The following is a 25,903-nucleotide window of genomic DNA, read 5'->3' as shown; positions in this document are numbered from 1 at the left end:
ACCCCTACGGTAGCATCCACGGCGGCTGGTTCAGCGCCATCCGGCCGCCGACGGTCCCCGCCGGCACGAGCCGCCTGCGCGTCGCCCTCTCGGCGGCCCTCACGGCCGCCCAGGTCGACGGCTTCCTGAGGGCGCTCGAGGAGACGCTCCGCTCCGGGCACCCGGGCGCGCGGGTGGGGGGATGTGAGTCCCGGCGGCGGCCGCTCCTTCACACACAGGCAATGCTAGATTGGCTCCCCTCGGCTCGGACTCGGGGGTTCATGTGCGCACGACGTGGACGGCGGTGCTCGCGGCGGTGGTCTCCTCCTCGCTCGGCTGCTCGGGCGGGGGCGGAGGCGGAGGCGGAGGGGCGCTCCCCGGCCCCATCAGCCCGGTGAGCGCCGCGCTCTCGACCCTGACCGCCGCCCCGGCGGTGGCCTTCGCGAACGGGACCGCGACCGTGACGCTCACGGCGACCGCGCGCGACGGCGCGGGGGCGCCGGTCGCCGGGAAGGCGGCGGTCTTCACGGTGTCGGGCACCGGCAACGTGCTCTCGGCGGCGACGGCGATCACCGACGCGACGGGCCTCGCGGCGGTGACGCTCGCGTCCACGAAGGCGGAGGCGAAGACGGTCGCGGTCGCGGTCGACGGCGTGGCCGTGACCCAACGGCCGTCGGTCACCTTCACGACACCGCCGCCACAGAGCGCGAGCCTCTCCACCGTCACCCCGAGCGGCGCCATCTTCCCGGCCGACGGCAGCACGGCGGCGACCGTCACGGTCACCGTCCGCGACGGCTCGGGCGCCGTCATGGCGGGCCAGACGGTCGCGCTCGCTTTCTCCGGGACGGCGACGATCCTGCCCGCCTCCGCGACGACCGGCGCCGGCGGCGTGGCGACGTTCCAGATCGTGGCGTCGGTGGTGACGGGCGGGAACGTCACCGCCACCGTGAACCCCGGCGCCTCGCAGGTCCTGCTCTCCGACCAGCCCTGGCTCTCCTTCATCGGCTCCCACACCGTCGGCGGGACGATCGCGGGGCTCACCGCGAACGCGACCGGCCTCGTCCTCTCGACGCCGGGCGCGCCGGACCTCACCGTCGGCGCGGGGGCGACCTCCTTCGTCTTCCCGACGCCGGTGCGGAGCGGGACGGTCTACTCGGTGAGCATCGTGGCAGAGCCAGCGGGGCTCGAGTGCGGCGTGGTGAACCCCCGGGGGATCGTCGGGACCGACGACGTGGCGACCGCGGCGGTCTGGTGCGCTCCCGGGTGGGCGACGGTGAGCGCGGGCGTCGAGCACACGGTGGGGCTGAAGACCGACGGCACCCTCTGGACCTGGGGGAACAACGGCTCCGGCCAGCTCGGGGACGGCAGCCCGACCAGCTACTCCCGCAACGTGCCGGTGCAGATCGAGCCGGCCTCCAGGTGGAAGGCCGTGGCGGCGGGGGAGCGGTTCACGCTCGCGGTGAAGACCGATGGCACGCTCTGGGCCTGGGGCGACAACGGGAGCGGTCAGCTCGGCGACGGCACCACATCGACGTCGCGGACGACTCCGGTGCAGATCGGGACGGCGACCAACTGGGCGTCGGTGGCCGCGGGGCAGAGCCACTCGATGGCGATCCGGTCCGACGGCACGCTCTGGGGATGGGGCTGGAGCGGCAACGGTGCGGTCGGGACGGGGACGACCAGCAACGTGCCCTACTACTCGCCGGTGCAGATCGGGACGGCGACCTGGGCGTCGGTGGCGGCGGGGGCGGGCCACACGGTCGCGGTGAAGAGTGACGGCACGCTCTGGACCTGGGGTGACGACGGGAACGGCCAGCTCGGCGACAACAAGGCGGTCGTCTCGCGGTCCGCGCCGTATCAGATCGGGACGGCGACCTGGGTCGCGGTCGCCGCGGGCGCCGCTCACACGGTGGCGGTGAAGAGCGACGGGACGCTCTGGGCCTGGGGCTACAACGCTACCGGCGAGCTCGGCGACGGCGCCACGACCGAGCGTGACCTTCCCGTCCAGATTGGGACCGGGACCACCTGGAGGTCGGTGGCGGCCGGCGCCTCCAACACCGGCGGCGACACCCACACGGTGGCGGTGAAGAGCGACGGGACACTCTGGGCCTGGGGCTACAACTCGAACGGCCAGCTCGGCGACGGAACCACGACCGATCGCCACTCGCCGGTGCAGATCGGGATGGGGTTCGCGGTGGCGGCCACGGGCCACTCCCACACGGCGGCCGTGAAGACGGACGGCTCGCTCTGGACCTGGGGACGCAACACTTCCTTCGGCGACGTCATTGGCCAGCTCGGCGACGGGACCGCCACCGACTCGCACCTCCCGGGGCAGGTCGGGGCCGGCTGGGCGTCGGTGGCCACGGGGGCCGGCCATACGGTGGCGTTGAAGGCGGACGGCTCGCTCTGGGGGTGGGGCGACAACTCGTACGGCCAGCTCGGCGACGGGAGCACGACCCGTCGCCCCTACCGCGTGAAGATCGGGAGCGGGTGGGCGGCGGTGGCCGTGGGGTCCAACCACACGGTGGCGCTGAGGTCGGACGGGACGCTCTGGACGTGGGGCGACAACTCGCACGGCCAGCTCGGCGACGGCTCGACCACGTCGCGGGCGACGCCCGCGAAGGTGGGGACCGACGCCACCTGGGCGGCGGTCGCCGCCGGCTACTATCACACGCTGGCGCTGAAGTCGGACGGGACGCTCTGGGCGTGGGGCAACAACTGGAATGGCCAGCTCGGCGACGGGACCTACACCGAGCGGCACGCGCCGGTGCTGGTCGGGAGCGGGTACTTCCCGGTGGCCGGCGGGGCCGACCACACGGTGGCGCTCAAGCTCGACGGGACGCTCTGGACCTGGGGCGACAACAACCGCGGCGCGCTCGGCGCACCGATGCTGGTCGTGGCGAATCGGCCCATCCCGGCGCGGGTCGGGCTTGGGACCACCTGGTCGGCCGTCTCCGCAGGCTACTCCAGCACGTTCGTCCTGAGAGCGGACGGCGCGCTCTGGGCGTTCGGCGACAACATGTACGGCCAGCTCGGGGACGGGACGCAGATCGACAGGGAATCGCCGGTGCAGGTCGGGACCGGGTACGCGTGGGTGGCGGCGGGCGACCAGCACGTGGCCGCGGTGAAGGCGGACGCCTCGCTCTGGGCCTGGGGCTTCAACTACTACGGTCAGCTGGGGGGCGCGTCCGCCGCTCCGAGCGTGAGCTCACCCCTTCAGCTCGGGACGGGCTGGCTGTCGGTGGCCGCCGGCCACGGCCACAACGCCTCGGTGAAGTCCGACGGGACGCTCTGGACCTGGGGGGACAACAGCACCGGCCAACTCGGCGACGGGACCACGACCTGGAGCACCGCCAAGGTGCCGCTGGGCCGCTGAGAGCGGGATTCTCTCCCTCTCCCCCACCGGCGGAGAGGGCAGGGTGACGGGGCGGCGGCGCGGGGTCGGGTCAGATCCCCAGCTTCTGCACCTGGTAGCCCTGGTAGCCCCGCTCGCGCGGCGCGGTGAGGATCTCGTCCACGTGGTCCGGCCCGCGCGTCTCCAGCGTCAGCTGGAGCGTCGTGTCGCCGAAGCGGTAGGCGAAGGCGCGCGTGTGGTGCACCTCGATCACGTTCGCCTTCAGGTTGGAGATGATCGAGGAGACGCGGGCGAGCGGGGGCCGGCGGCGCCGCGGAGGGCCTCGTCGCCGACCACGGACGGTTCGAGGAGGTGAGGCGCCTCGGTGGCGAGCGTGTTCAGGTTCATGCGATCCGATTCGGCTCGGTCACATCACACCGACTTCCCCATCTCGTACGCCTCCTCGAAAGCCGGACGTGAAAGGATGTCGCCAACCTCCCATGCGCCCGTGCCGTAGACGATGCCTTTCTCCTTCGCGCCGGTCAGGCACGAGGTGAACCCGCGAAGGCCTTCTATGGTCCGCTCCAGCGGGCGCTTGCTGCCGACGGCGGCCGTCACGATGAAATAGAACTCCTTGTTCGCGATGGCCGTGTACCTCGCGACCGTCCGGTCGATGACGGTCTTGAGCTGCGCGCACTTGCCGAAGAAGTAGACGGGGGTCGCGAGCACGATGACGTCGGCAGCGATCATGCTCTCGAGCAAGGTGCGCGAGGCCCTGACCGAGAGTAATTGTGTGCGCCGTATGACGCGGCGTCGTTGCCTCACGAGCGCAAGTTTCGGATCATCGGTGGTATTTGCTGAATCGTCATGACGCACGCTCGAGGTCTCGGGAGGCTGGAGTCGCCGTTAGATCAACGCTGGACGGTAGCCACCCGGCGAAGGACGTATGGCGAGCGCGACCGCGGCCGGTGATCCTCGCCGCTCTCAACAAGGAGAGCGGGATGCAGAGGACGGTTGCGCGTCGTGTCGCCGCGGCAGAGGTGACGTCCTCGGGTCCCGCGACTTCGCGCCGCGCCCTCGCGCTCGCGTACCCGGAGAAAATGCACGCGGCGCCGCGTCGATCGCGAGACGCGGCGCGCGGACACCGGCGGCAGGCGAGCGAGGTCGAGGGCGACCAGATGAACGATGCGAGCGGCGGCTCGAGGGCAACGGCACGGACCGAGACGGAGCGTGGCGCATCGCGGCCGGAGCGCCTCCAGGGCGCCGGGGCGCCACCTGGCGGCCAGCGCGGCGCGGCGCCGAACCAGTACCGTTCGGCCGACGCCCGCGAGAGGGCCTGCGCGTCCTATGACGCGATCCTGAAGCGGTGGCCTGTGCCGTACGAGGCGCGCCTGCTCGAGACCCGGTTCGGAGACACGCACGTGATCACCTTCGGCGCTGAGGGCGCGCGCCCGCTCGTGCTGCTCCATGGCCTCGGGACCAACGCAACGAGCTGGTTCCCGCTCGTGCCCGCGCTCGCGGCGCGCCATCGGGTGCACGCGATCGACACCATCGGCGACGTGGGGAAGAGCGCCGGCACGAGGCCGTCCTACCGTTCCGGCGACCACGCCCGGTGGCTGGACCAGGTGCTCGACGCGCTCGGCGTCGGGAGCGTGGCCCTGGCCGGGCTGTCGGCCGGAGGTTGGATCGCGCTCCACTTCGCGCTCGCGCACCCCCAGCGCGTCGAGCGGCTCGCACTCCTCGCGCCCGCCTCGCTGCAGCGGATGCGCGCGGGCATGATGCTGCGGGGGGCGTTCGCGATGACGTTCAACCGTGCGTCCGTCGTGCGCCGCTTGTTCCGGTATCTCGCCGCCCAGGAGGCTCCGGTCATGCCGGAATGGGCAATGCAGGACGTGATCCTCCGGTTTCAGCTTGGACGGCCGAGCAGCGTTCGGATCCCGGTCGTGCGCGACGCGGAGCTGGCCGCTCTGCGGGTGCCGGCGCTGCTCATGCTCGGCAGGAACGACCCCATCTACGACGCGACGCTTGCGGCGAATCGGGTCCGCGCCGTGGCGCCACAGATCCGGATCGAGCTCATACCCGACGGCGGGCATCTGTTCGTGAGCCACCGCCCTGCCGACACCAGCAAGGCGCTCCTCGAGTTCTTCGGCCCGTGAGGCGTCGCCTCGTCGCGTACACGGCCTCACCGCGTCCCGGGCGGCGATCTGCCTCTTTACTAGTCGCGCCGATCGCGTCTTCTTACGCTTCGTGAAGGACCGGACCGACGTCCGGCAAGCTGGCCGGCGTGGAGGCGGCCTCACGATGCGCATCGCCCTGCTGACCGCCGGCACGCGCGGCGACGTCCAGCCGTACATCGCGCTCGCTCGCGCCCTCGCGCGGGCCGGCCATGCCGCCACCGTGGTCGCGCCGCGCGCGTTCGAGCCGCTCGCGAGAGAGTACGGAGTGGCCTTCCATCCAGCGGGCGCGGACGAGTGGCCCACCCCGGAGCGGCTCCGCGAGCTGGCCGGCGAGATGGACGGCCTGAGCCGGAAAGGGAACCTCGCGCTGATCCGGCGGGTCATGGAGGTCTTCGCCCAGCACATGACGAGGTACACGGCCGAGGCGCTCCCCGCGTGCGAGGGCGCGGAGGCCGTCGGCTACGGCGCGCTGACGTCGTTCGCCGCGCTCTCGATCGCGGAGAAGCTGGGCATCAAGTACTTCGCGGCGATGCTCCAGGCGGCGTTCCCCACGCGCGAGCTCCCGAGCCCGCTCTTCCCCCCGGGACCGAGCTGGATCCCCGGCTATAACCGCCTGAGCCACTGGGCGGCGGATCGGATCATCTGGCGGATGAGCCGCGAGAGCGCGCTCCGGCTGCGCCGGGAGGTGCTCGGCCTGCCGCCGTGGGAGGGGTGGATCTTCGACACGCTCCGCAAGGCCGCGCCGCCGGTGCTCGTCGGCGTCAGCCCGACCGTCCTGCCCCGTCCCCGGGACTGGGAGCCGTACCTCCACATGACCGGCTATTGGTTCCTCGACGAGCCCGCGGGCTGGACCCCGCCGCGCGCGCTCGCCGAGTTCCTCGCGTCCGGTCCGGCGCCGGTCTGCGTCGGGTTCGGCAGCATGCCGAGCACGGATCCCGCCGCCGACGTGAGGACGATCGTGACGGCGCTCGCGCGCGCTGGGCAGCGCGGGATCATCTTCTCCGGGTGGGCCGAGTTGCACGCCCAGGCGCGCGAGCTGCCCCCGACGGTGCTCGCGATCGACTCGGCGCCGCATGCGTGGGTGTTTCCGCGGGCGCCGGCCGTCGTGCATCACGGTGGCGCGGGCACGACGGGCGCAGCCTTTCGCGCCGGCGTTCCGCAGGTCGTCGTGCCGGTCGGGACGGATCAACCGTTCTGGGCTCACCGGGTGGCGCATCTCGGCGCCGGCCCGGCGCCGATCCCACGGAAGCGGCTCACCGTGGATCGCCTCGCGGCGGCGATCTCTCGCGCCGTCGGGGACGACGGCATCCGGGCGCGCGCGCACGACGTCGGCGAGCGTGTGCGCACCGAGGACGGCGCGACGCGCGCCGTCGAGATCCTCGAGCGAGCGCTCGCGGCAGCTTGACGTACGAGCGCGCGTGTCGCCGCCATGCTCGCGGTGGACGAGCCCGATGACTCATCGGGGGGCGGACGCCGCCCCGCCGTATTGCTCGTCGGTCACCTTCTCGAGCCACTCGACGGCCTTGCCGTCGAGCAGCTCCTGGATCGCGAGGTGCGTCATGGCCGTGGTCGGCGAAGCGCCGTGCCAGTGCTTCTGCCCGGGCGGAATCCAGACGACGTCTCCGGGCCGGATCTCCTCGATCGAGCTGCCCCAGCGCTGCACGCGTCCGACGCCGGACGTGACGATCAGCGTCTGGCCCAGCGGATGGGTGTGCCATGCCGTGCGGGCGCCCGGCTCGAAGGTCACGTACGCGCCGGACGTGCGCGCCGGCTGGGGCGCCTGGAACAGCGGATCGACGCGCACCGAGCCGGTGAAGCTCTCGGCCGGGCCTCTTCGGGACGCCTGCGAGCCGGCGCGGGTGACACGCACGGCCTGCGACTCCTGGGCTGGAGGCGCCGCGGAGGTGCCGGGTGCGGGAGGCGAGGTGAGCAGCGCAAGCGAGGTCAACGTCGTGGCGAGCGTGTTCATGTTCATGCGATCCGATTCGGTCCGGTCACATCACACCGACTTCCCCATCTCGTACGCCTCCTCGAAAGCCGGACGTGAAAGGATGTCGCCAATCTCCCATGCGCCCGTGCCGTAGACGATGCCTTTCTCCTTCGCCCCGGTCAGGCACGAGGTGAACCCGCGAAGGCCTTCCATGGTCCGCTCCAGCGGGCGCTTGCTGCCGACCGCGGCCGTCACGATGAAATAGAACTCCTTGTTCGCGATGGCCGTGTACCTCGCGACCGTCCGGTCGATGACGGTCTTGAGCTGCGCGCACATGCCGAAGAAGTAGACGGGGGTCGCGAGCACGATGACGTCGGCAGCGATCATGCTCTCGAGCAAGGTGCGCATGTCGTCGTCCTGCACGCACTCCCCGCTGCCGCGGCAGGCACTGCACGCAGCGCAGTACCCGATGGTCCGGTCCGCCAGGAAGACGCGCTCGACGTGATGGTGAGCCTCGGCTGCTCCCTGCTGGAACCGATCGCACAGGGTGTCCGAGTTTCCGCCCTTCCGCGGGCTCGCCGAGATGATCAGGACTCGCTTTCGCATCTGTTCTCTTCCTCGCTGCGCTGGTGAGTGGAGTGCACGTGCACTCGCTCGATGCGCAGGTTCTACGGCGAAGACGGAAGGCGCGAAACGAGCGGATCGCGGATGGCTCGTTCAGGAAATCTTCATGGGCTCCTGGCCGGCGCCCGGCGGAGCGTGCACGTGATCACGCCGGCCCTCGGGTGCGGGGTCGGACTGCGCAGCTTCCCCGCGACGCCCTGGCAATCGTGAAGCGATCCTGAAGTGCCCATCCGCTTCTCGCCCGTTTTCGAGGACCTGGTCGAGGGCTATCACTGTGCCCGCCGCTCGAGGTGCACGGCATCGCCAATGGGCGGCGGGGAGAACACTGGTGACAGAGCGAGGGATGGTGACGGACGAGAGGGGGACCGTGACCGGTCAGGCCGAATTGTGCAAGGTCTGCAGGCGAGGATTCTCGGAGCTTCATCCGGCCTGTATCGGGCTCATCCACGAGGAGTGCTGGCAATGGTTGACGGAAAGTCTCAGAGCGACGACGGAGAGTCGGTCCGGCGTCCACGAGCCACGTCCACCAGGCGCGCCCAGTTCGTTACCTTCGACGTCGGTCCTGGGTCGCCTGAGCGAGCCCTCGACCGATGCCTTGATCCGCTTGGGGCGGCTGTCGAGGGCCGCGTGAGAAACCGTGCAAGCTCGACACCAGCGGCGTCGTGGCGAGGCCGGCGCCTGCGAGCAGGAAGCTCCTCCGGCTCGGTGCGGAGGGCGCGTCTCGCCGGCCACCGTCGAAACGATCGAATCGCGTGCTCCGTCGAGTGCGCTTGTCCTCTTCGAGGCGGCTTCGCGAGCGCTGGAGTCGCAGGCGCGGAGCCCCGCCTAACGCCGATCTCTCGTGGGCGGCGGGGCCTCGCGTCCCGACATCACGAGCAGCTCCTTGCGGAGGCGCTCTCCGTGCACCACGACGCGCCCCGCCTGTGCGTTGAGCTCGCGGAGCTCCTCCGGAGTGAACTCGACCGCGACGGCCCCGAGGTTCTCGTCGAGGTGCTGCGGGTTCGTCGTGCCCGGGATCGGCACGATCCACGGTCTCTGCGCCAGGATCCAGGCCAGCGCGATCTGCGCGGGGGTCGAGTCCTTGCGACGTGCCCAGTCGCGGAGCAGGTGGACCAACGGCATGTTCGCCCGGAGCGCCTCCGGGGTGAAAAGTGGGTTCGTCAGGCGGTAGTCGGTGTAGCCGGGCCGATCGAACCGGGTGTGCTCGTCGATGGTGCCGGTCAGGAACCCGAGCCCGATCGGACTCCAGGCCACCAACCCGATCCCGAGCTCCTCGAAGATCGCGAGCTCCTCGGCCTCCGGCCCCCGCCACAGGAGCGAGTACTCGTTCTGGACGACGGCGACGGGCTGGACGGCATGCGCGCGGCGCAGGGTCTTCATCCCGGGCTCGGAGAGACCGAAGTGCCGTACCTTGCCCTCTGCGATGAGGTCCTTCACGGCGCCGGCGACATCCTCGATGGGCACCGTCGGGTCGACGCGGTGCTGGTAGAAGAGGTCGATCGCCTCCAACCGGAGCCGCCTGAGGGAAGCGTCCGCAACTCGACGGATGTGCGCCGGCCGGCTGTTCAGCCCGCCCGTGCGCCGGCCCGTCGCGTAGTCGATGTCGAAGCCGAACTTGGTGCCGATGACGACCTTCCCCTTGTACGGGGCGAGGGCTTCGCCGACGAGCTCCTCGTTGACGAACGGGCCGTAGGCCTCGGCCGTGTCGAAGTACGTCACGCCTCGATCCACGGCGTGATGCATCAGGCGGATCATCTCGTGCCTGTCCATTGGCGGATTGTAATTGCCGCTGTTCATGCTCATGCAGCCGAGCCCGAGCGGAGAGACCTCGAGAGGTCCCAGCTCGCGCGACCCGGGCGTCGGCCGCACCCCCGCGGCAGGGCGCCACGGCGTGCCGTTCTCGGAGCGGCGGCGCGCGCCGGCGCACCCGAGCATCGACGCGGCCGCCACGGCCAGTCCTCCCGCGAGGAATTGACGGCGATCGAGGCCGTGTGCTGCATCGTTTCTCGGGTCGCGCTTCATCTCGATTGCCCTCGCGGTTCAGGAAGGATGCTGCGCGCTCGCCGGCGGCCGGTCGGTCGGCGGTCGGCGAGCGAGGTTCCGCTCGGCGTCAGGCGTTCGTCATGTCGATGACGAACCGGTACCGGGCCGCCTTGTCGACGACCTTGTTCCAGGCGTCGTCGACGCCGGACATGGGGATCTTCGTGATCTCGGGCCGGATGCCGTGCTGGGCGCAGAAGTGGACGAGCTCCTGGGTCTCCCGGATGCCGCCGATCTGCGAGCTCGCGAACGAGTTGCGGGAGCGCAGGAGCGAGAAGGGGCCGAGCTGGTGCGGTTCGGTGGTCTTCCCGACGCCGACCATGCAGAGGGTGGCGTCCATCTTCAGCAGCGGGATGAGCCGCTCCAGGTCGTGCTGGTACGGGACGGTGTCGAGGATGAAATCGAGCGACCGCCTGTGCTTCGAGAGGTCTGCGCCGGGCTCGTTCACGATCACCGTCCTGGCGCCGAACCGCCTCGCGTCCTCGACCTTTGCGCCGGACGTCGTGAGCACGGTCACCTCGGCGCCCATCGCGGTGGCGATCTTCACGGCCATGTGGCCGAGGCCGCCGAGCCCCACGACGCCGACCTTCTTCCCCGGGGCGACGCTCCACCGGCGGAGGGGAGAGTAGACGGTGATGCCGGCGCACATCATCGGCCCGGCGTGTGCGAGATCGATGACCTCGGGGATCTCGATGACGAAGTCCTCGTCCACGACGTTGAAGGTCGAGTAGCCACCGTGGGTCATCGTGCCGTCGCGGTCCTTCGAGCCGTAGGTGAGGACGTTGCCGTTCTCGCAGTACTGCTCCATCCCCGCCTCGCACGGGCCGCAGTGCCGGCACGAGTTCACCATGCAGCCCACGCCCACGCGGGAGCCGACCCTGAACCTGCTGACGCTCGAGCCGACCGCCACCACGACGCCGGCCAGCTCGTGCCCGGTGATGAGCGGATACGTCTCCTTCCGCCAGTGTTCGCGGCCGTGGTGGATGTCGGAGTGGCAGATGCCGCAGTAGTGGAGCTTGATCGCGACGTCCTTGGGCCCCAGCGCGCGGCGCTGGAACTTCATGAGCTGGTGCGGGCCCTGGGACGAGGACAGCGCCATCCCCTCGGCCGGGAAGGGCCCCTGGCCGTAGCTCTTCTTCTTCGCGTCGGTCGCCGCGTCCGCGGGCGACGGCTTCAGGATCCCGGCGGCGCCTGCCCCGGCGACGGCCAGCGCGGTCGTCATCATGAAGCCGCGCCGGCTCAGGTTCCTCGTCTCGGGGGAATGCGGAGCGCTCTCCGCTGGCAGGTTCCCATTCTCGTTGTTCATGTGGTCCTCGAGTCCTGGAGACACTCAGGTGATCGGCGGCTCCGACGGCGCGCCTCGCAGATGCAACGCAGCCTACGCAGCCGCGCGCCTTCGGAGAACCGGTCGATAGTGAATGGGCCGTTCAGGAAGTCTTCACGGTCAGCAATCACGTGCTTACGTCTGGCTGGACGTCGCTCGCCTCGTCACGCCGAAGTGCCCTCGTTGACGACCCTGATCGCGTTGAGCGTGCGCGGATAGCCGATGAAGGGCAGCAGCTGCGTGATCGTGCCGAGCAGCACGCGACGGTCGTTTCCGACCGCCACGTTCGCCACGACGTGGGCCGCGAGCTGCGGCTCACATCCCCCGAGCGCCGCGAGCATCGAGAAGGTCAGCAGCTCGCGGGTCTTCAGGCCCAGGCCGGTGCGCGTGTAGTAGTCACCGAAGCAATTGGCGGTCAGGAACTGCTGGATGTGGAGCTCGTCCTTCGGGGATCGCGCGTGCATCTCGTCGATCCGCTCCCCGAAGATGCGCCGCTGCGCCTCCAATCCCCGCTCGTACCGGGTCTCGGGGCCCGTGGTGGACTGTCCCTCCAGCGGCAGCTCGATCCCTCTGCTGCGGAGCACCTCGTTGGTGACGTGGAGGAAGTCGAACACCTTGGCCATGCCGACGTACGGCACCGCCTGGTACACGATCTCCTTCACCTCGACCGGCGTGACGCCGACGTTCAGGGCTCCGCCAAGCATGACGCGGTACTCGCTCACGGCGTGGCTGGCGATCAGGGCCGCCAGCTGCGTCATGAGGCGGGTCCTCGCGTCCAGAGTGCTCTCGCGGATCACCTCGTCGAACGCCCAGTTGTCGAAGATCTCGATCAGCTCGGGGTCCGTCGCCTCGAGCGTCGAGACGTGGTCGGGGAACAGCGCGTCGTGGTTGCGCTTCGCTTCTTCTGTGATGGCCATCGTTGAACCTTCGCCCTTGTCGGTCGCGCCGATCGGCTACAGCCCGGTCCGCTTCTCCAGCTCCTCGGGATACCGAGCGCCCTCGACCTGGATCTTCGAGGCCGCTGCGTCGATGGCGCGGAGGTCCTCGGGCGTGAGCGCGATGTCTGCCGCGCCGAGGTCCTCCTCGAGCCGGCTCAGCTTCGTCGTCCCCGGGATCGGCACGATCCAGGGCTTCTGCGCGAGCAGCCACGCGAGCGCGATCTGCGCGGGCGTCGCCTTCTTCCGCGTCGCCACCTCGCCGAGGAGGTCCACCAGCGCCTGGTTCGCCTTGCGCGCCTCCGCCGTGAAGCGTGGCACGATGTTCCGGAAGTCGCCCTTCTCGAACGTCGTCTTCTCGTCGATCTTCCCCGTCAGGAAGCCCTTCCCGAGCGGGCTGAATGGGACGAACCCGACGCCGAGCTCCTCGAGCGCCGGGAGCAGCTCCTCCTCGGGCTTCCGCCACCAGAGCGAGTACTCGCTCTGGACCGCTGCGACCGGCTGCACCGCGTGCGCACGCCGGATGGTCTTCACGCCCGCCTCCGACATGCCGAAGTGCTTCACCTTGCCCTCGCGGATCAGCTCCTTCACCGTGCCCGCGACGTCCTCGATGGGAACGTCCGGATCGACCCGGTGCTGGTAGAGGAGGTCGATCGTGTCGAGCTCGAGCCGTCGGAGCGACGCCTCGGCGACCTCGCGGATGTGCTCGGGCCGGCTGTCCATCGCGTTCGTGCCGAGCTTCATGCCGAACTTCGTCGCGATGACGACCTGGCTCCGCACGGGCGCGAGGGCCTCGCCCACCAGCTCCTCGTTCGTGAACGGGCCGTAGGCCTCCGCGGTGTCGAAGAACGTGACGCCGCGGTCCACCGCAGCCCGGAGGAGCGCGATCATCTCCTTCCGGTCCGGCGGCGTTCCGTAGGCGAAGCTCATCCCCATGCAGCCGAGGCCGATCGCCGAGACCTCGAGACCACTCTTACCAAGCTTGCGCTTCTGCATCGCGTCCTCCTTGTCGTGCGTTCACTGCGAATCAGCGTCGGCTCACGCCGAGGCTGTGGCGGCTCTCCATGCCTGGCGTGAGCGCCAGCTTCACGATCAGATCGGAGAGGCTGTTCAGCGACACGTCGTGGCCTTTGAACGGCTGGCCTTTCTGCGTGATCTGGTAGGAGATCTCGTCGTCCTGCGTGAACCAGCCCGGCCGCAGGATCGTGTAGTCGAGGTTCGAGGCCTCGATGCGTGCCGCCGAGTCGCGGTACGGATCGAGCATGCTCCCGTAGCGCTCGCCCGGGACTTCGCCGTAGATGCCCATCGAGCTGATGAAGACGAGTCGCTTCAGGCCGGTCGCGTTCATCGCCGCGACGATGCTCTCGGCCTGCTGCCTCATCGCCCCAGAGAGGTTGGCGTAGACCACGTCCTGGCCCTTCATCGTCGCCTCGAGCCGTGTCCGGTCGAGCACGTCGCCCTCCACGATGGTGACGCGCTTCGGGTCGGGGTTCCGTAGGCGGCTGGCCCGGCGCAGGTACAGCGTCAGCCTCGCGTCCGTGTCGCGCAGGAACACGCGCGTCGTGTTGCGCGCAAGCTGCCCGTTGGCACCGAGGATGAGGACGTTCTTCATGTGGGCGGCACCTCGCTCGCGTTCTTCATTCGCGCGGCAATTGGCGGCGGTTCAACGTTCGCTGAGGTCGAGCAGTCCCTCGGAGAGCCGTGCCCCCTTCACCTCGATGTTCGAGGCGGCGGCATCGATCTCGCGAAGGTCGTCGCGGGTCAGCACGAGCTCGACCGAGGCGATGTTCTCCTTCAGGTGCTCCAGCTTGTTGATGCCGGGGATCGGCACGACCCAGGACTTCTGCGCCAGGAGCCATGCAAGCGCGATCTGGGCAGGGGTCGCGTTCTTTCGCGCCGCGAAGCCGCGGAGCATCTCGACGAAGGCCAGGTTGGCCTTCATGGCCTCCGGCGTGAAGCGGGGGAACGTGCTGCGCAGGTCCGAACTGTCGAACCTGGTGTTCGCGTCGATCTTCCCGGTCAGGAATCCGGTTCCGAGCGGGCCCCACGGCACGAAGCCGATGCCGAGCTCCTCGCAGACGGGCAGCACCTCCGCCTCGGGCTCTCGCGTCCACAGCGAGTATTGGTTCTGGACGGCCGCGACCGGGTGCACGGCATGCGCTCGGCGGATCGTCGCCGCGCCCGCCTCGGAGAGGCCGTAGTACCTGACCTTGCCTTCCTGGATGAGCTGCTTGACCGTCCCTGCGACATCCTCGATCGGCACCTTCGGATCGACGCGGTGCTGGTACAGCAGGTCGACGGTGTCGGTCCGAAGCCGCTTCAGCGAGGCCTCGACGACCTCCCGGATGTGCCGGGGCTGGCTGTTCACGCCGACGGTCGCTCCGGTCGTGGGGTCGAGCGCGAACCCGAACTTCGTGGCGATCACCACCCGGTCACGGAGCGGCGCGAGCGCCTCGCCCACGAGCTCCTCGTTGGTGAACGGGCCATACGCCTCGGCGGTGTCGAAGAACGTGACACCGTGATCCACGGCGGCTCGCAGGAGCGCGATCGCCTCCTGCCTGTCGGCAGCGGGCCCGAGCCCGAAGCTCAGGCCCATCGCCCCGAATCCCAGCGCCGAGACCTCCAGCCCCGACCTCCCCAGCTTGCGGTTCTGCATCGTCGTGTCTCCTCTGCGGTTGAGTGCGGCGGGACCGTCGCTCGAACTCGCACCGTGCGCGCTCCGAACCGTCTCGATCACGGAGAGAACCTATGCGCGCCCTCGCGATCCGAAAACGGGCTGGAAGCGGATGGGCCGTGCAGGAAACCTTCACCGCTGGGTGCGCGCCATCCTCGCAACGCCAAACGCTCGCTCCCGGCGGACCTCGGCGACCCCGCCGGTACCGAAGCAAGGGTGCACGACGTCGAGCGGCTGCGAGGTGTGGCGGCGAAGGTTCGAAGCCTGGTGCCGGCGCCCGACGAGGCTGGAGCAGCGGCGGTTCCCTCCTGGCCCCGGAAGACGAGGAGCCGGCCCCTCGCGAGGCCGGCTCCTGACGTCCCGGCCCGGGCGATCCGCCCGGGTCATTTTCCTTCCCGGTCTACTCTGCCTTCAGCGAGGCCATGTCGATCGAGAAGCGGTACTTCACGTCCGACTTCAGCAGCCGCTCGTAGGCCTCGTCGACCTTCTGCATCGGGATGACCTCGACGTCCGCGGTGATGCCGTGCTCGCCGCAGAAGTCGAGCATCTCCTGCGTCTCGCGGATGCCGCCGATGAGCGAGCCGGAGAGGCTCTTGTTCCCGAAGATCAGGCCGAACGCCGAGATCGGGTGCGGCTTCTCCGGGGCGCCGACGAGCGTGAGGTTGCCGTCGCGGCGGAGGAGGTGGAGGTAGGCGTTCACGTCGTGCTCGGCGGACACCGCGTCGAGGATGAAGTCGAAGCTGCCGGCGTGCTTCGCCATCTCGTTCGCGTTCCGCGAGACCACCACCTCGTGCGCGCCGAGCCGGAGCGCGTCCTCCTTCTTGGCGGGGCTGGTGGTGAAGACCACGGTGTGGGCGCCGAGCGCCCGGGCGAACTTCACGCCCATGTGGCCGAGCCCCCCGAGGCCCACCACGCCGACCTTCTTGCCCTGCGTGACACCCTGGCGCCGCATGGGCGACCAGGTCGTGATCCCGGCGCAGAGGAGCGGGGCCGCGCCGGCGAGGTCGAGGTTCGACGGGACGCGCAGGACGAACCGCTCGTCGACCACGACGCTGTCGGAGTAGCCGCCGTAGGTGACCTTGCCGGTGTGCTTGTCGGGCGCGTTGTAGGTGAATACGGCGCTCGGGCAGAACTGCTCGTGGTGCGTCTGGCACTCGGGGCAGGTGCCATCCGAGTCGACGAGACAGCCGACACCGGCGAGGTCGCCCGTCTTGAACCTGGTCACCGCCGAGCCGACCTTCGTGACGCGGCCGACGATCTCGTGGCCGGGGACGCACGGGTAGACGGTGGGCATGCCGCTCCACTCGCTCCGGGCCGCGTGGAGGTCCGAGTGGCAGATGCCGCAGAAGAGGATCTCGATCTGGACGTCGTGCGGGGTCGGGTCGCGCCGCTGGATCGTGGTGGGCTCGAACGGCGAGGTCGCGCTGGCGACGGAGTAGGCTTTCGCGTTGAACATGGAGCTTCCTTGCGAGGGATCGGGTTGGAGAGCAGCCGCTGGGTGTCGGTGGCCGGGAACCTACGCGCGCGCGCGACTTCGGAAAACGGCCAGAATGCGCATGGGCCGTTCGGAAAAACTTCACGGCATGCTGTCATGCGTCCAGTCCCGGAGGGGGCTGCACCAGCTCGAGTACATGAAGGCCTTGCGCAAGGGGAACGACCAGTGCGAGCTGATACGCGTGTAGCCCGGGCTCGGGGGCGCCACGCGCCCTGGCCCGAATTCACTCGATGGGCGGCAGCGCGATGCTGAAGACGCAGCCCTTACCGGGCAGGTTGCGAACGCGGATCTCGCCACCGTTCGCCGTCACCGCGTCGTGGCTGATCTTGAGGCCGAGTCCGAGGCCGCTGGTGTTCGCCCCCTTCCGGTCGAACGGCCGGAACATCGTCTCGGCGTGGCCGTCCTGGAGCCCACCGCACTGGTCCTCGACGTCGATGAGGATTTGCGTCGCGTTCCGGTGCCCCATGAGCGACACGCGACCTCCCGCAGGGGTGAACTTGATCGCGTTCTGGACGAGGTTCCCCACGGCCGAGGCGAGCAGAGGGCGGTCGACATGGACCGCCAGCCCCGGCTCGACGGTCGGCACGTTCAGCGCCAGCCCTTTCGCCTTGGCGTCGAGCGCGGCGGCGACCTCCATCTCCTCGATGAACTGGCCCAGCTCGACGCGCTCCGGGTTCCGGAGCGTGGCGGCGAGGCGGACCTCTGTCAGCGAGCGGTCGATGATGTCTCGCAGTCCGCGCAGGCTGCGCCCGAGCACCGCGCCTGTGCTGCCGTCCACGCCGACTGCACCACTCTTCAGCGCCTGGTACGCCAGCAGGGCCGTCGACAGAAGATTCCGCATCTCATGCGCGAGGACGCCGAGCCGCTCGGTCTCCTGGGTCGCCGTGCGGCGGTCGCGCGCTCCGGAGAAGGCGGTCACCGCTCGGGCGGTCGCCACGTCGAGACACAGGTTGAGCGTGTGGTACTCGTCCACGCTGACCGTCGCATTCGTCTCGGCGGCGTGCTCCGTGATCGCCTGGCAGACGTCACCATAGCCCTCGACCACCTGCGCGACGCTCAGGCCCCCGCGCAGCAAGACGTCACCCTGCAAGTCGGCGCTCGTCCCCAGCACTTCATGAGCACGTCCTACTGTCGTCGAAACGACGGCAGCAGGTGAAGGCCGACTCTCTTCGCGTAGCAGCTCGGTGAGCTGCGCGAGGAACGCCGGCACACCGTCCGTGAGCTCGATCGGCGACGCGAGCGGCACCAGCCTCGCGGCAACCTTGGCCCGCGCGCGGTCGATGATGGCGTCCCGATGCCGTGTCAGGAACTCATGACGCACGGGCACACCCCTTCCGCTTTCCGTAGCATAACGTCTCTCCGAGGGCGTCGCGGAGCGCCATTACCAACCCAACATGCCGTTCAAGGGGCACCGGACGTGGCGTCGTGCGCTCATCCGCGCCCTGCCCGGCAGGGGATGCGGACTGGCGGGTGATGCGAGGGCCGTGGAGCCGGCCGCGGTTTCAATGGCAGGCCAGCGGGCGAGGGAGGGTCACGCCGCACTCGCAGTTTCTCCTTCAGGGCCGATCGCTTCGGGCGGAGCGCGCATCCCTCATGCCCTTCTTGCCGCTCGCGCCTTCGGCGAGATCGGCGCACGACAACATGGGAGGCTCGACGCTGGTGGGGCTCGTGCTCGTCGCCGGCCGCCTCTTCCCGACCGGGGCGAGGTGATCCGGAGGACCGAATGATCGCTTCCCCCCCAGACCCAGGTTCGCAAGCCCGAGACTTCGGAGCAGCCCCTCGACGAGCCGTACGACTGCTTCCGTGGATCCTCGGTGCGGCGCTCGTCGCGGCGGTGATCGTCGGAGCGCTTCATCTATCGGAAGCGGAAGAATTTGCTCGTCTGACGGAGCGGGCGGAGCCGTGGTGGCTCGTCCTGGCGGTCGTGTTCCAGGCAGGGACGTACCTCGCCCAGGGCCAGATCTTTCGCCTCGTCGCGCGCATGGGCCGATTCACCCTGAGTCTCGGGAGCGCCTGGCGCGTCAGCCTCGCGAAGCTCTTCGCCGACCAGGCGGTCCCGTCGGGCGGCCTGAGCGGGACGGTCGTGCTTGCGAGCGCGCTGGAGCAAATTGGCATGCCGCGGCCCGTCGTCGCGGCCGGAATCGTCGTCGAGGTTGTGTCGTACTACGCCGCCTACGTGCTCGCCCTCGCCGTGGCCCTCGTCATCGCGTCCGTGCGTGGTGAGAGCAGCACGATCATCGTCGTTGTCTCGCTGCTCTTCTTCGTGTTCGCGATCGGTCTGAGCGTCCTGGTCGTGACGCTCTCCGGGCGGGGAGCTCACGCGGTCGGCAAGAAGTGGGCCCGCTTCCGGGCGGTCCGAACCGCCCTCGAGTTCATCCAGGAAGCGGATTCCAGGCTCGTCCGTGATCCGAAGGTCCTGTTCGGAGCGAGCGCTTGTCAGCTCGGCATCATTCTCTGCGACGCGGCGACGGTGTGGGTCCTCATTCGTTCGCTCGGCGCATGGGGATCCCCGAGCGGTGTCTTCGCGAGCTTCATGATCTCCAGCCTGGTGCGGACGATCGGCTTCATGCCCGGAGGGCTTGGAGCCTTCGAAGCGGCATCCGTCGTCACGCTTCGGGTGGTGGGCGTGCCGATTGCCGTGGCGCTCGCCGCGACGCTTCTATTCCGCGGCCTCAGCTTCTGGCTCCCGATGCTTCCGGGGCTCTGGTTCTCACGTCGCGCGATGGGCCGCCATCCCACGGAACGTGAATCCACCACTCGCGGGAAGCCAGGACCAGACGAGCCTCTGGAGCAGCTGCTCGCCCAGCTCGGAACGTCGAGCGGTGGCCTCTCCACGGCCGAGGCCCAGCGTCGCATCGAGGTGCTCGGCCTGAACGAGCCGACGACGACGCGGCTCCGTTCGAGCGTCGTCGAGTTCCTTCGCGCCTCGGCGAACCCGCTCGTCATCATCCTCCTCGTCGCCGGGGCGGCGTCCGCCTTCCTCGGCGAGGTCACCGACGCGGCGATCATCGGCGCCATCGTCATCCTGAGCGCCGGCATCAACTTCTGGCAGACCTTCCGCTCCGAGCGGGCTGTCAAGCGGCTCCAGGAACGGGTCGCGCCAACGGCGACGGTGCGGCGCGACGGCGCCTGGGTGGAGCTTCTGCGCCGCCAGATCGTCGTGGGCGACATCGTTCGCTTGTCCGCCGGGGATCTCGTGCCGGCCGATGCTCGCCTCGTCGAGGCGAGCGATCTGCACGTTCAGCAGGCCGCGCTCACCGGTGAGTCGCTGCCCGTGGAGAAGGCCGCCACAGGCGGTGCGCTGACCGCGACCGGGCCCGAGTCGCCAGGCCTCGTCTTCCTCGGGACGTCGATCGTCAGCGGCACCGCAACCGCCGTGGTCTTCGCGTCGGGGAGGGACACGGCGTTCGGAGACATCGTGGAGCGCCTCGCCGCGCGGCCCGAAGAGACCGAGTTCGAGCGCGGCACCCGCCGCTTCGGGATGCTCATCTTGGAGACGGTCGTCTTCCTCGTGCTGTTTATCCTCGTGGTGAACCTGAGCCTCGGTCGTAACGCTCTGCAGTCGCTCCTCTTCTCGGTCGCGCTGGCGGTCGGGCTCACGCCGGAATTCCTGCCGATGATCACCACCGTGACGCTCGCGCAAGGTGCGATCCGGATGGCGCGCGAAAAGGTGATCGTCAAGCACCTCGCCTCGATCCAGAACCTCGGGAGCGTCGACGTGCTCTGCAGCGACAAGACGGGGACGCTGACCGCGGGCACGATGTCCCTGGACGCATCGCTCGATCCGTTTGGTCGCCCGCTGGATCGCGCGCTGTCCCTCGCACACCTGAACAGCAAGTTCGAGTCGGGCATCAAGAGCCCCCTCGACACCGCGATTCTCGATCGGCCGGTCGCAGGCGCCGAGGGCTTCTCGAAGACCGACGAGATCCCGTTCGACTTCGAAAGGCGCCGGCTCTCGGTGGTCGTGGAGAGAGACGGTGAGCTGCTGTTCATCACGAAGGGGGCCCCGGAGAGCGTGATCGACGCTTGCGCGACGTACGAGGCGGACGGCAGCGCTCATGAGCTCGACGAGCGCTCGACCACCCGGTGCCTCGAGGTGTTCCGTGCGATGAGCGAGCGAGGGTTCCGCGTCCTCGCGGTCGCCTACCGGCGGGTCTCCGAGCCGCGGGGCTTCAAGGCGGCCGACGAGCGCGAGCTCACGCTGGTGGGGTTCCTGACGTTCGCCGATCACCTGCTACGAGGCGCGGCGGAGTCGATTCAGAGACTTCGCCGGGACGGCGTGGAGGTGAAGATCCTCACCGGGGACAACGAGATCGTCACGCGCTACATCTGTGGGCAGGTCGGGATCGACGCCAGCCGGATCATCTTGGGCAGCGAGGTCGAGCGCATGGATCAGGCCGCGCTGGCGCGCGTCGCCGAAGAGGCCCAGGTCTTCGCGCGGACCTCTCCCGCACAGAAGCACCGAATCATCCGAGCCATGAAGACGCAGGGGCATGTCGTCGGCTTCCTCGGCGATGGGATCAACGATGCACCGTCCCTGCATGGCGCTGACGTCGGGATCTCGGTCGCGGGCGCGGTCGACGTCGCGCGCGAAGCCTCGGACATCATCCTGCTCGAACGGAGGCTCGACGTTCTCCATGCGGGCATCATCGCCGGCCGTCGATCTTTCGGAAACGTCCTCAAGTACCTGCTCATGGGGACGAGCTCGAACTTCGGGAACATGTTCAGCATGGCCGGAGCGGCGCTGTTCCTGCCGTTCCTGCCGATGCTCCCGACCCAGATCCTGCTCAACAACTTCCTCTACGACTTCGCCCAGATCACGATTCCCACGGACAACGTCGACCCGGCTTACGTGCGGCGCCCACAGCGCTGGGACATCGGGCTGATCCGCAAGTTCATGCTCGTCATCGGTCCGGTGAGCTCGATCTACGACTTCCTGACCTTCTTCGCGCTGCTCCATGTCTTTCGATTCGGCGAGACGCTCTTCCACACGGGCTGGTTCCTGGAGTCACTCGCGACGCAGACCCTCGTCCTGTTCGTCATCAGGACTGCCGGTAGACCTTGGAGCAACCGGCCGAGCGTGCCGCTGTCCGTGACGACTCTGCTCGTGGTGCTGATCGGAGCCGTGCTTCCGTTCACCCCGGCTGCAGCGCCCCTCGGATTGGCCGCCCTCCCGTCGTCGTATTTCCTGTTCCTCGCGCTCGTGGTCGGAACCTACCTCGTGCTCGTCGAGCTCGTGAAGGCGAGGGTGATGCGGCGCCTTCTCTTCGGCGCCACGAGGTGGCCCGAGGTGCGCGTCGGCGCTGCCAGACGACGCGCGTCTCCTCTGGCGCTCGCGCCTCGGGATGACTCACGCTCCACGCCGACCGCGGCACCTCGATGACCGTCACTTGGCCGCTGCCGATCCGCCGCCCGGGTGGATCGCTCACCGAGGGGAACACGGCCCGGTCCTGAGCACGGACATCGAGGGACGGAGCCTCGGCCCCTCGAAGACCGTGAGCAGGGGTCAGCCCCCGGTCGGCGGGTCGAGTTCCTGCAGACGGTCGCGGTAGTAGGCGATGCTGGCGTCCTCGAAGCCCTCGGGGTGGGGAGGCACCTTGCTGCCAGCGCTGCTTCGCGACCGGAGATTCTACGCGACGAAGCTGAGAATCGACCGCAGCCTGCTGGCCGGTCCCTGCGGCGCGCGACGTGCGATGACGTCCTGCACTCGGCCGACTTCACGCGGAAGCCTCGCGGCGGTCCCGGGGATTTGGTCAGGCCTTACCGCCTTTGCGACCGAGAACGCCCGGTCGAAAGCTTCTGAAGCAGATACATCGGCGACACCTGGAGAGCTTTCGCGATGGCCTCCAGGGTGTTCAGCGGCGGGGTGCGCTCACCGCGTTCCAGCATCGAGATGTAGCTGACCGAGACCCTGGCCTTCTTCGCGACGGCCGCCTGCGAGAGCTTCTGCTGCGTCCGCACGATGCGGAGGTTCTGAGCGACGATACTCGTGAGCGACATGCGTGCTCCTGTATCACGGAGTCGTGATTCACAGAACGCACGCTGCGATGCCAGATTCCCGCCCATCTTGGAGTGAACGCCTACATCTGGTACCAGGGCGGCGCTCCAGCAGCTTCACGGTTGCGAGACGCTCATCGAGTGCAAGCATCGTCCTGGCGGCGTTTCCTGCTCCGGCTGGATGTGGGTGGTGAAGCAGAACGACGACCGCATCCAGGTTCACTGCCCCACCTGCCACGAGGTGGAGGCCGTCATCTCCGGCTGGGAGGAGACCCTCTGGGCGGACGGTCCGATGGAACCGGTGCCGATGACGGACGACTGAAGGCGGCGGAGATGCGTCACCTGGTCAGCGTGGCCATCAGACCGATGGGGTCCTCGACGCTGACCAGCAAGTTCCGCAGCCGCACGGGGAATCCCATCACGAACCCACGCTGACTCGGTCCCAGGGTGATGTTCACGATGCCCCCGCCGGACCCGTTCACCAGCCAGCGCCCGGCGACCCCGTGCACGCCGCGACTGAGCGGTTTCTGCTGGTGCTCGGTGGCGGACATCACCGCTGACCTGCGGAAACGGGCTCGGAACGCCCAAGCCATCCGAACCCGAACCTCGTCGTCTTCGACCTCCACGAACGAGTCGGAGGGCGGCAAGAGGAGAGCGGACGACAGGATGCGGTACGCCGCGTCGAATCGTATCGGGAACCGGGCAAAGTCCGAGTGCGCCATGGAGGAGAACCCTACGACAGATGGCATGGCTAGCGTCCGGCGACGCGCCCGCGATTGTCATAAGCCTCCGGCGCGACGCGGCCGTGAGGTTCGAGGCCGCGACCCGCCGGCTCGTCGGGAGCCGCCTCGTGGTCACGCTCGACGAGAAACTGATCGCGGGGGCGCTCGTCGAGGCTCCGATTTCGGGCGGAAGGTTCCAGATCACCCTCGGTAGGTACGGGACGCACGACCTCGCGAGCACGATCGCGCTCGTCCTCGGGGTCGGCGAGCCACTGTCAGTTCCGCTACTGCTCGTCGACGAGCGGCGCCTGCCCCCACGGGCGGGCTGACGACGCAGGTCGCCCCCCCCATTCCCCGCCTCGAAGGAGCTGGAGTACGCTTCCCCGCTGCAGGGCGTCACGTTGCAGATGTCGCCGCTCGTCTCCGATGACGGCATAGCGTCCGATTCGCGTAGGGCGCGTATGGAAGAGTGGCGCTTCAAGACGGCGACGGCCTTCGAGCAGTCCGAAAGCTGGCGATCACGATACGTGATGGTATCGACGCCGCCGAGGAGAAAGCACGGGCGCGGCGTCGGCCCTGACCGCCGCTCGACTAATGGCTCGCGCCGTGCGCGAGCTCACCGAACCCGGTGCGCGGACGGCCGGCGCGCCCCCAGCTCCGGAGCTTCACCCCGAGCGCGATCAGGAGCCCGCCGAACAGCAGGGCGTACGCGCCGATCCAGAGGACCACGGCCAGCGCGCCGGCGCTCGGGATGGCGATCAGGAGCACCCCGAAGGCGACCGAGAGGATGCCGCTCACCACCAGCAGCCATTCGCCCTCGATCTCGCGGCGCAGGCGGATCGCGGCGGCGAGCTCGAGGATGCCGGTGACGATGGACCACGCCGCGATGAGGAGCAGCAGCGTCAGGGCGGTGAGCCCCGGCATCAGGAAGGCCGCCAGCCCGGCGACGACGCTGACGACGCCCTCCAGGGCCTCGACCCACGGCGACTGCCGCCGGGGCTCGCTCCGGCGCAGGGCCGCGGCGATGTTGAACGCGCCCTCCACGAGCGCGTAGGCGCCGAACAGATAGACGAGCGTGAGCAACGCCATGCTCGGCATGATGAACGTGAGGATCCCGAAGAGCACCGCGGCGACTCCGCGAACGACGAACGCCCACCACGGTCCGACCATCACGGCAGCCATGTGGCCCCCCGCTTCGCGAGATGTTCAAAACCGTGAGCACCTCGAACGATCGGGGCAAGGGGGCCGAGCGCGCGGCGCTCGATCTTCAGGCCGTCATGTCGGCGCCGCCTCGCTTCGGCTCCTCTTGGCTCACGTGACCGAGGCAGGCGCCCGAGGTCTCGGCCGTGGAAGGGCAGGGAGGGGCACCTCGGGACGAACGGCCACGCGACCGTGCTCGGCTGCCGCTCTCAGCCCGCCGGGTGGATCGTCACGGTGCAGGTCATCCCGGCGCTGAGCGCGATCCCCTCGGGGACCGCGTCGAGGGTGATTCGCACGGGGATTCGCTGGGCGAGCCGGACCCAGTGGAACGTCGGGTTCACGTTGGAGAGGAGCCCCTCCACCTCGGGGTTGCCGATCGCGCGGGCGACGCTCGCGACGTGGCCGGCGAGCCGGGCGCCGCCGGACATGAGGCTGACGTCCACCGGCGCGCCGGGGCGCACGCCGCCGAGCTTCGTCTCCTCGAAGTACGCCTCCACCCGGAACGACCGCGCGTCCACCACGGCCAGCATGGGGTGGCCGGCGACCGCGAAGCTCCCGGGGCGGACGTTCAAGTTCGTCACCCAGCCGTCCGCCGGGGCCCGGACCCGCGTGCGCGCGAGGTCGAGCTCGGCGGCCGCCAGCGTCGCCTCGGCCTGCCGCGCGCGCGCGTCGGCGGCGTCGGCCGTCGACTGCGCGGACTGGCGGCTCTCGCTGGAGACCACGGTGCTGTCCAGCGCGGCCCGGCGCTGCGCCACGGCGCGCTTCTCCGACCGCTCGGTCCGGGTCGCCGCCAGCGCCGCGCGAGCCTGCTGCACGGCGATCCGGTAGCGCGCCGGGTCGACCGTGAAGAGGACGTCGCCCTTGCGGACGATCTGGTTGTCCGCGACGGCGACGTCCACCACCAGGCCGCCCACGTCGGGCGCGACGGCGATCACGTCGGCGCGGACGCGGGCGTCGCGCGTCCACGGTGCGTACATGTAGTGGCTCCAGAGCGCGCGGCCGACGAGGACGGCCAGCGCCAGGACGGCGAGCGTGAGGGCGGGACGGAGGAGGGCCTTCCACATGGCGATGGGTTCCTGGGGTCAGCGGTAGACGGCGAGCCCGAGGCCGCCGAAGAGGGCGGCGAGCAGGGACGCGCGAAAGAGGGCGGGGTGCCAGACGAGCCGGTAGAGCCCGGCCCGCGCCAGCGCGCGGTCGAGCAGCCAGAAGGCGATCGCCGCGACGTGGAAGACGATGAGCAGGGTCGGGAAGAGGATGCCGAACAGCTCGAGCTCACGCGGCATGGATCGCCTCCGGGAGACGGGTGGGGGCGGCGGCGAGGGCGGCGGCGTGCTCCTCCACCACCAGGCGGAGGAGCCAGCCGCCGGTGCGGAGCGCGACGAGGGGCGCCCGGGGCGCCGCGGCGGCCGCCGCGTCCACGTGGGCGCCGAACGCGTCCAGGACGGCGAGCGCGCGGTCGGCGTCGTCCGGGC

General features: G+C 69.6%; 24 protein-coding genes and 1 pseudogene. 7 read left to right on the top strand and 18 right to left on the bottom strand.

The window, feature by feature from the left end; genetic code table 11:
• Positions 1 to 23: 23 nt before the first annotated feature.
• Both MNZ27_RS24290 and MNZ27_RS14520 read left to right on the top strand, forming a co-directional pair.
• Positions 24 to 149 (top strand): annotated as a pseudogene (locus MNZ27_RS24290) (8-amino-7-oxononanoate synthase); the annotation flags it as partial.
• 113 nt (positions 150 to 262) lie between these two features.
• The gene (locus MNZ27_RS14520) at positions 263 to 3,355 is read left to right on the top strand and encodes an RCC1 domain-containing protein (RefSeq protein ID WP_242394802.1); all 3,093 of its coding nucleotides are present in this window, start codon (positions 263 to 265) and stop codon (positions 3,353 to 3,355) included.
• Positions 3,356 to 3,425: 70 nt separating this feature from the next.
• Here the strand turns inward: MNZ27_RS14520 and MNZ27_RS14515 are convergent, their stop codons facing one another.
• Positions 3,426 to 3,587: an ACT domain-containing protein gene (locus MNZ27_RS14515; protein ID WP_242394801.1), complete on the bottom strand. Its 162-nt coding sequence runs from the start codon at positions 3,585 to 3,587 to the stop codon at positions 3,426 to 3,428.
• Between the two features lie 158 nt (positions 3,588 to 3,745).
• Positions 3,746 to 4,189 (bottom strand): flavodoxin family protein, encoded by a 444-nt coding sequence (locus MNZ27_RS14510; protein ID WP_242394800.1) that lies wholly within the window; start codon positions 4,187 to 4,189, stop codon positions 3,746 to 3,748.
• A 302-nt stretch (positions 4,190 to 4,491) separates the two neighbouring features.
• Between MNZ27_RS14510 and MNZ27_RS14505 the strand changes: the two genes are divergently transcribed.
• Together MNZ27_RS14505 and MNZ27_RS14500 are read left to right on the top strand one after the other, a co-directional pair.
• Entirely contained in the window at positions 4,492 to 5,469 is a 978-nt protein-coding gene (locus MNZ27_RS14505; protein ID WP_242394799.1) for an alpha/beta fold hydrolase, read from the top strand.
• A 145-nt stretch (positions 5,470 to 5,614) separates the two neighbouring features.
• A complete protein-coding gene (locus MNZ27_RS14500; RefSeq protein ID WP_242394798.1) occupies positions 5,615 to 6,895 on the top strand; it encodes a glycosyltransferase in 1,281 nt (426 codons plus the stop codon).
• Positions 6,896 to 6,946: 51 nt separating this feature from the next.
• On the opposite strand, the gene MNZ27_RS14495 is transcribed toward MNZ27_RS14500, so the two are convergent.
• The 10 genes from MNZ27_RS14495 to MNZ27_RS14450 form a co-directional block, all read right to left on the bottom strand.
• Positions 6,947 to 7,459, bottom strand: a complete 513-nt coding sequence (locus MNZ27_RS14495; protein ID WP_242394797.1) for a (R)-mandelonitrile lyase — start codon at positions 7,457 to 7,459, stop codon at positions 6,947 to 6,949.
• 30 nt (positions 7,460 to 7,489) lie between these two features.
• Positions 7,490 to 8,026 carry a flavodoxin family protein gene (locus MNZ27_RS14490; protein WP_242394796.1) on the bottom strand — a complete coding sequence of 179 codons (537 nt, stop codon included), beginning with the start codon at positions 8,024 to 8,026 and terminating at the stop codon, positions 7,490 to 7,492.
• An 843-nt stretch (positions 8,027 to 8,869) separates the two neighbouring features.
• Complete coding sequence (locus MNZ27_RS14485; protein ID WP_408629692.1) at positions 8,870 to 9,979, bottom strand: aldo/keto reductase; 1,110 nt, start codon at positions 9,977 to 9,979, stop codon at positions 8,870 to 8,872.
• A 175-nt stretch (positions 9,980 to 10,154) separates the two neighbouring features.
• Entirely contained in the window at positions 10,155 to 11,390 is a 1,236-nt protein-coding gene (locus MNZ27_RS14480) for an NAD(P)-dependent alcohol dehydrogenase (RefSeq protein WP_242394795.1), read from the bottom strand.
• Positions 11,391 to 11,572: 182 nt separating this feature from the next.
• Positions 11,573 to 12,325, bottom strand: a complete 753-nt coding sequence (locus MNZ27_RS14475; protein WP_242394794.1) for a carboxymuconolactone decarboxylase family protein — start codon at positions 12,323 to 12,325, stop codon at positions 11,573 to 11,575.
• 36 nt (positions 12,326 to 12,361) lie between these two features.
• The gene (locus MNZ27_RS14470; protein ID WP_242394793.1) at positions 12,362 to 13,339 is read right to left on the bottom strand and encodes an aldo/keto reductase; all 978 of its coding nucleotides are present in this window, start codon (positions 13,337 to 13,339) and stop codon (positions 12,362 to 12,364) included.
• A gap of 31 nt (positions 13,340 to 13,370) precedes the next feature.
• On the bottom strand, positions 13,371 to 13,955 hold the full coding sequence (locus MNZ27_RS14465; protein ID WP_242394792.1) for an NAD(P)H-binding protein: 585 nt from the start codon (positions 13,953 to 13,955) through the stop codon (positions 13,371 to 13,373).
• A 51-nt stretch (positions 13,956 to 14,006) separates the two neighbouring features.
• Positions 14,007 to 14,999 (bottom strand): aldo/keto reductase, encoded by a 993-nt coding sequence (locus tag MNZ27_RS14460; protein WP_242394791.1) that lies wholly within the window; start codon positions 14,997 to 14,999, stop codon positions 14,007 to 14,009.
• A 418-nt stretch (positions 15,000 to 15,417) separates the two neighbouring features.
• Complete coding sequence (locus MNZ27_RS14455; RefSeq protein WP_242394790.1) at positions 15,418 to 16,473, bottom strand: NAD(P)-dependent alcohol dehydrogenase; 1,056 nt, start codon at positions 16,471 to 16,473, stop codon at positions 15,418 to 15,420.
• Between the two features lie 262 nt (positions 16,474 to 16,735).
• Complete coding sequence (locus MNZ27_RS14450; protein WP_242394789.1) at positions 16,736 to 17,833, bottom strand: sensor histidine kinase; 1,098 nt, start codon at positions 17,831 to 17,833, stop codon at positions 16,736 to 16,738.
• A gap of 402 nt (positions 17,834 to 18,235) precedes the next feature.
• On the opposite strand from MNZ27_RS14450, the gene mgtA reads away from it, so the two are divergent.
• The gene (gene mgtA / locus MNZ27_RS14445; protein WP_277957953.1) at positions 18,236 to 21,895 is read left to right on the top strand and encodes a magnesium-translocating P-type ATPase; all 3,660 of its coding nucleotides are present in this window, start codon (positions 18,236 to 18,238) and stop codon (positions 21,893 to 21,895) included.
• Positions 21,896 to 22,272: 377 nt separating this feature from the next.
• On the opposite strand, the gene MNZ27_RS14440 is transcribed toward mgtA, so the two are convergent.
• Positions 22,273 to 22,512, bottom strand: a complete 240-nt coding sequence (locus tag MNZ27_RS14440; protein ID WP_242394787.1) for a helix-turn-helix domain-containing protein — start codon at positions 22,510 to 22,512, stop codon at positions 22,273 to 22,275.
• Between the two features lie 187 nt (positions 22,513 to 22,699).
• Between MNZ27_RS14440 and MNZ27_RS23640 the strand changes: the two genes are divergently transcribed.
• Positions 22,700 to 22,831, top strand: coding sequence for a hypothetical protein (locus tag MNZ27_RS23640; protein ID WP_277957952.1), 132 nt, complete (start codon positions 22,700 to 22,702; stop codon positions 22,829 to 22,831).
• Between the two features lie 16 nt (positions 22,832 to 22,847).
• Here the strand turns inward: MNZ27_RS23640 and MNZ27_RS14435 are convergent, their stop codons facing one another.
• A complete protein-coding gene (locus tag MNZ27_RS14435; protein ID WP_242394786.1) occupies positions 22,848 to 23,231 on the bottom strand; it encodes a hypothetical protein in 384 nt (127 codons plus the stop codon).
• Positions 23,232 to 23,251: 20 nt separating this feature from the next.
• On the opposite strand from MNZ27_RS14435, the gene MNZ27_RS14430 reads away from it, so the two are divergent.
• Positions 23,252 to 23,560 carry a SecDF P1 head subdomain-containing protein gene (locus MNZ27_RS14430; RefSeq protein ID WP_242394785.1) on the top strand — a complete coding sequence of 103 codons (309 nt, stop codon included), beginning with the start codon at positions 23,252 to 23,254 and terminating at the stop codon, positions 23,558 to 23,560.
• A 262-nt stretch (positions 23,561 to 23,822) separates the two neighbouring features.
• Here the strand turns inward: MNZ27_RS14430 and MNZ27_RS14425 are convergent, their stop codons facing one another.
• From MNZ27_RS14425 to MNZ27_RS14410, 4 genes are all read right to left on the bottom strand, one after another.
• The gene (locus MNZ27_RS14425; protein WP_242394784.1) at positions 23,823 to 24,413 is read right to left on the bottom strand and encodes an HdeD family acid-resistance protein; all 591 of its coding nucleotides are present in this window, start codon (positions 24,411 to 24,413) and stop codon (positions 23,823 to 23,825) included.
• Positions 24,414 to 24,640: 227 nt separating this feature from the next.
• A complete protein-coding gene (locus MNZ27_RS14420) occupies positions 24,641 to 25,495 on the bottom strand; it encodes an efflux RND transporter periplasmic adaptor subunit (protein ID WP_242394783.1) in 855 nt (284 codons plus the stop codon).
• Positions 25,496 to 25,513: 18 nt separating this feature from the next.
• Positions 25,514 to 25,714, bottom strand: coding sequence for a DUF1656 domain-containing protein (locus MNZ27_RS14415; protein ID WP_242394782.1), 201 nt, complete (start codon positions 25,712 to 25,714; stop codon positions 25,514 to 25,516).
• Positions 25,704 to 25,903, bottom strand: a 200-nt coding sequence (locus tag MNZ27_RS14410) for a hypothetical protein (RefSeq protein WP_242394781.1), incomplete at its 5' end; no start/stop codon positions are given. The genes MNZ27_RS14415 and MNZ27_RS14410, both read right to left, overlap by 11 nt.

Source organism: Anaeromyxobacter oryzisoli (genome assembly GCF_022690765.1).
GTDB classification, from domain to species: domain Bacteria; phylum Myxococcota; class Myxococcia; order Myxococcales; family Anaeromyxobacteraceae; genus Anaeromyxobacter; species Anaeromyxobacter oryzisoli.
The sequence above is the reverse complement of the archived record's forward strand: the minus strand, read 5'-3'. Positions and strand labels throughout refer to the sequence as shown.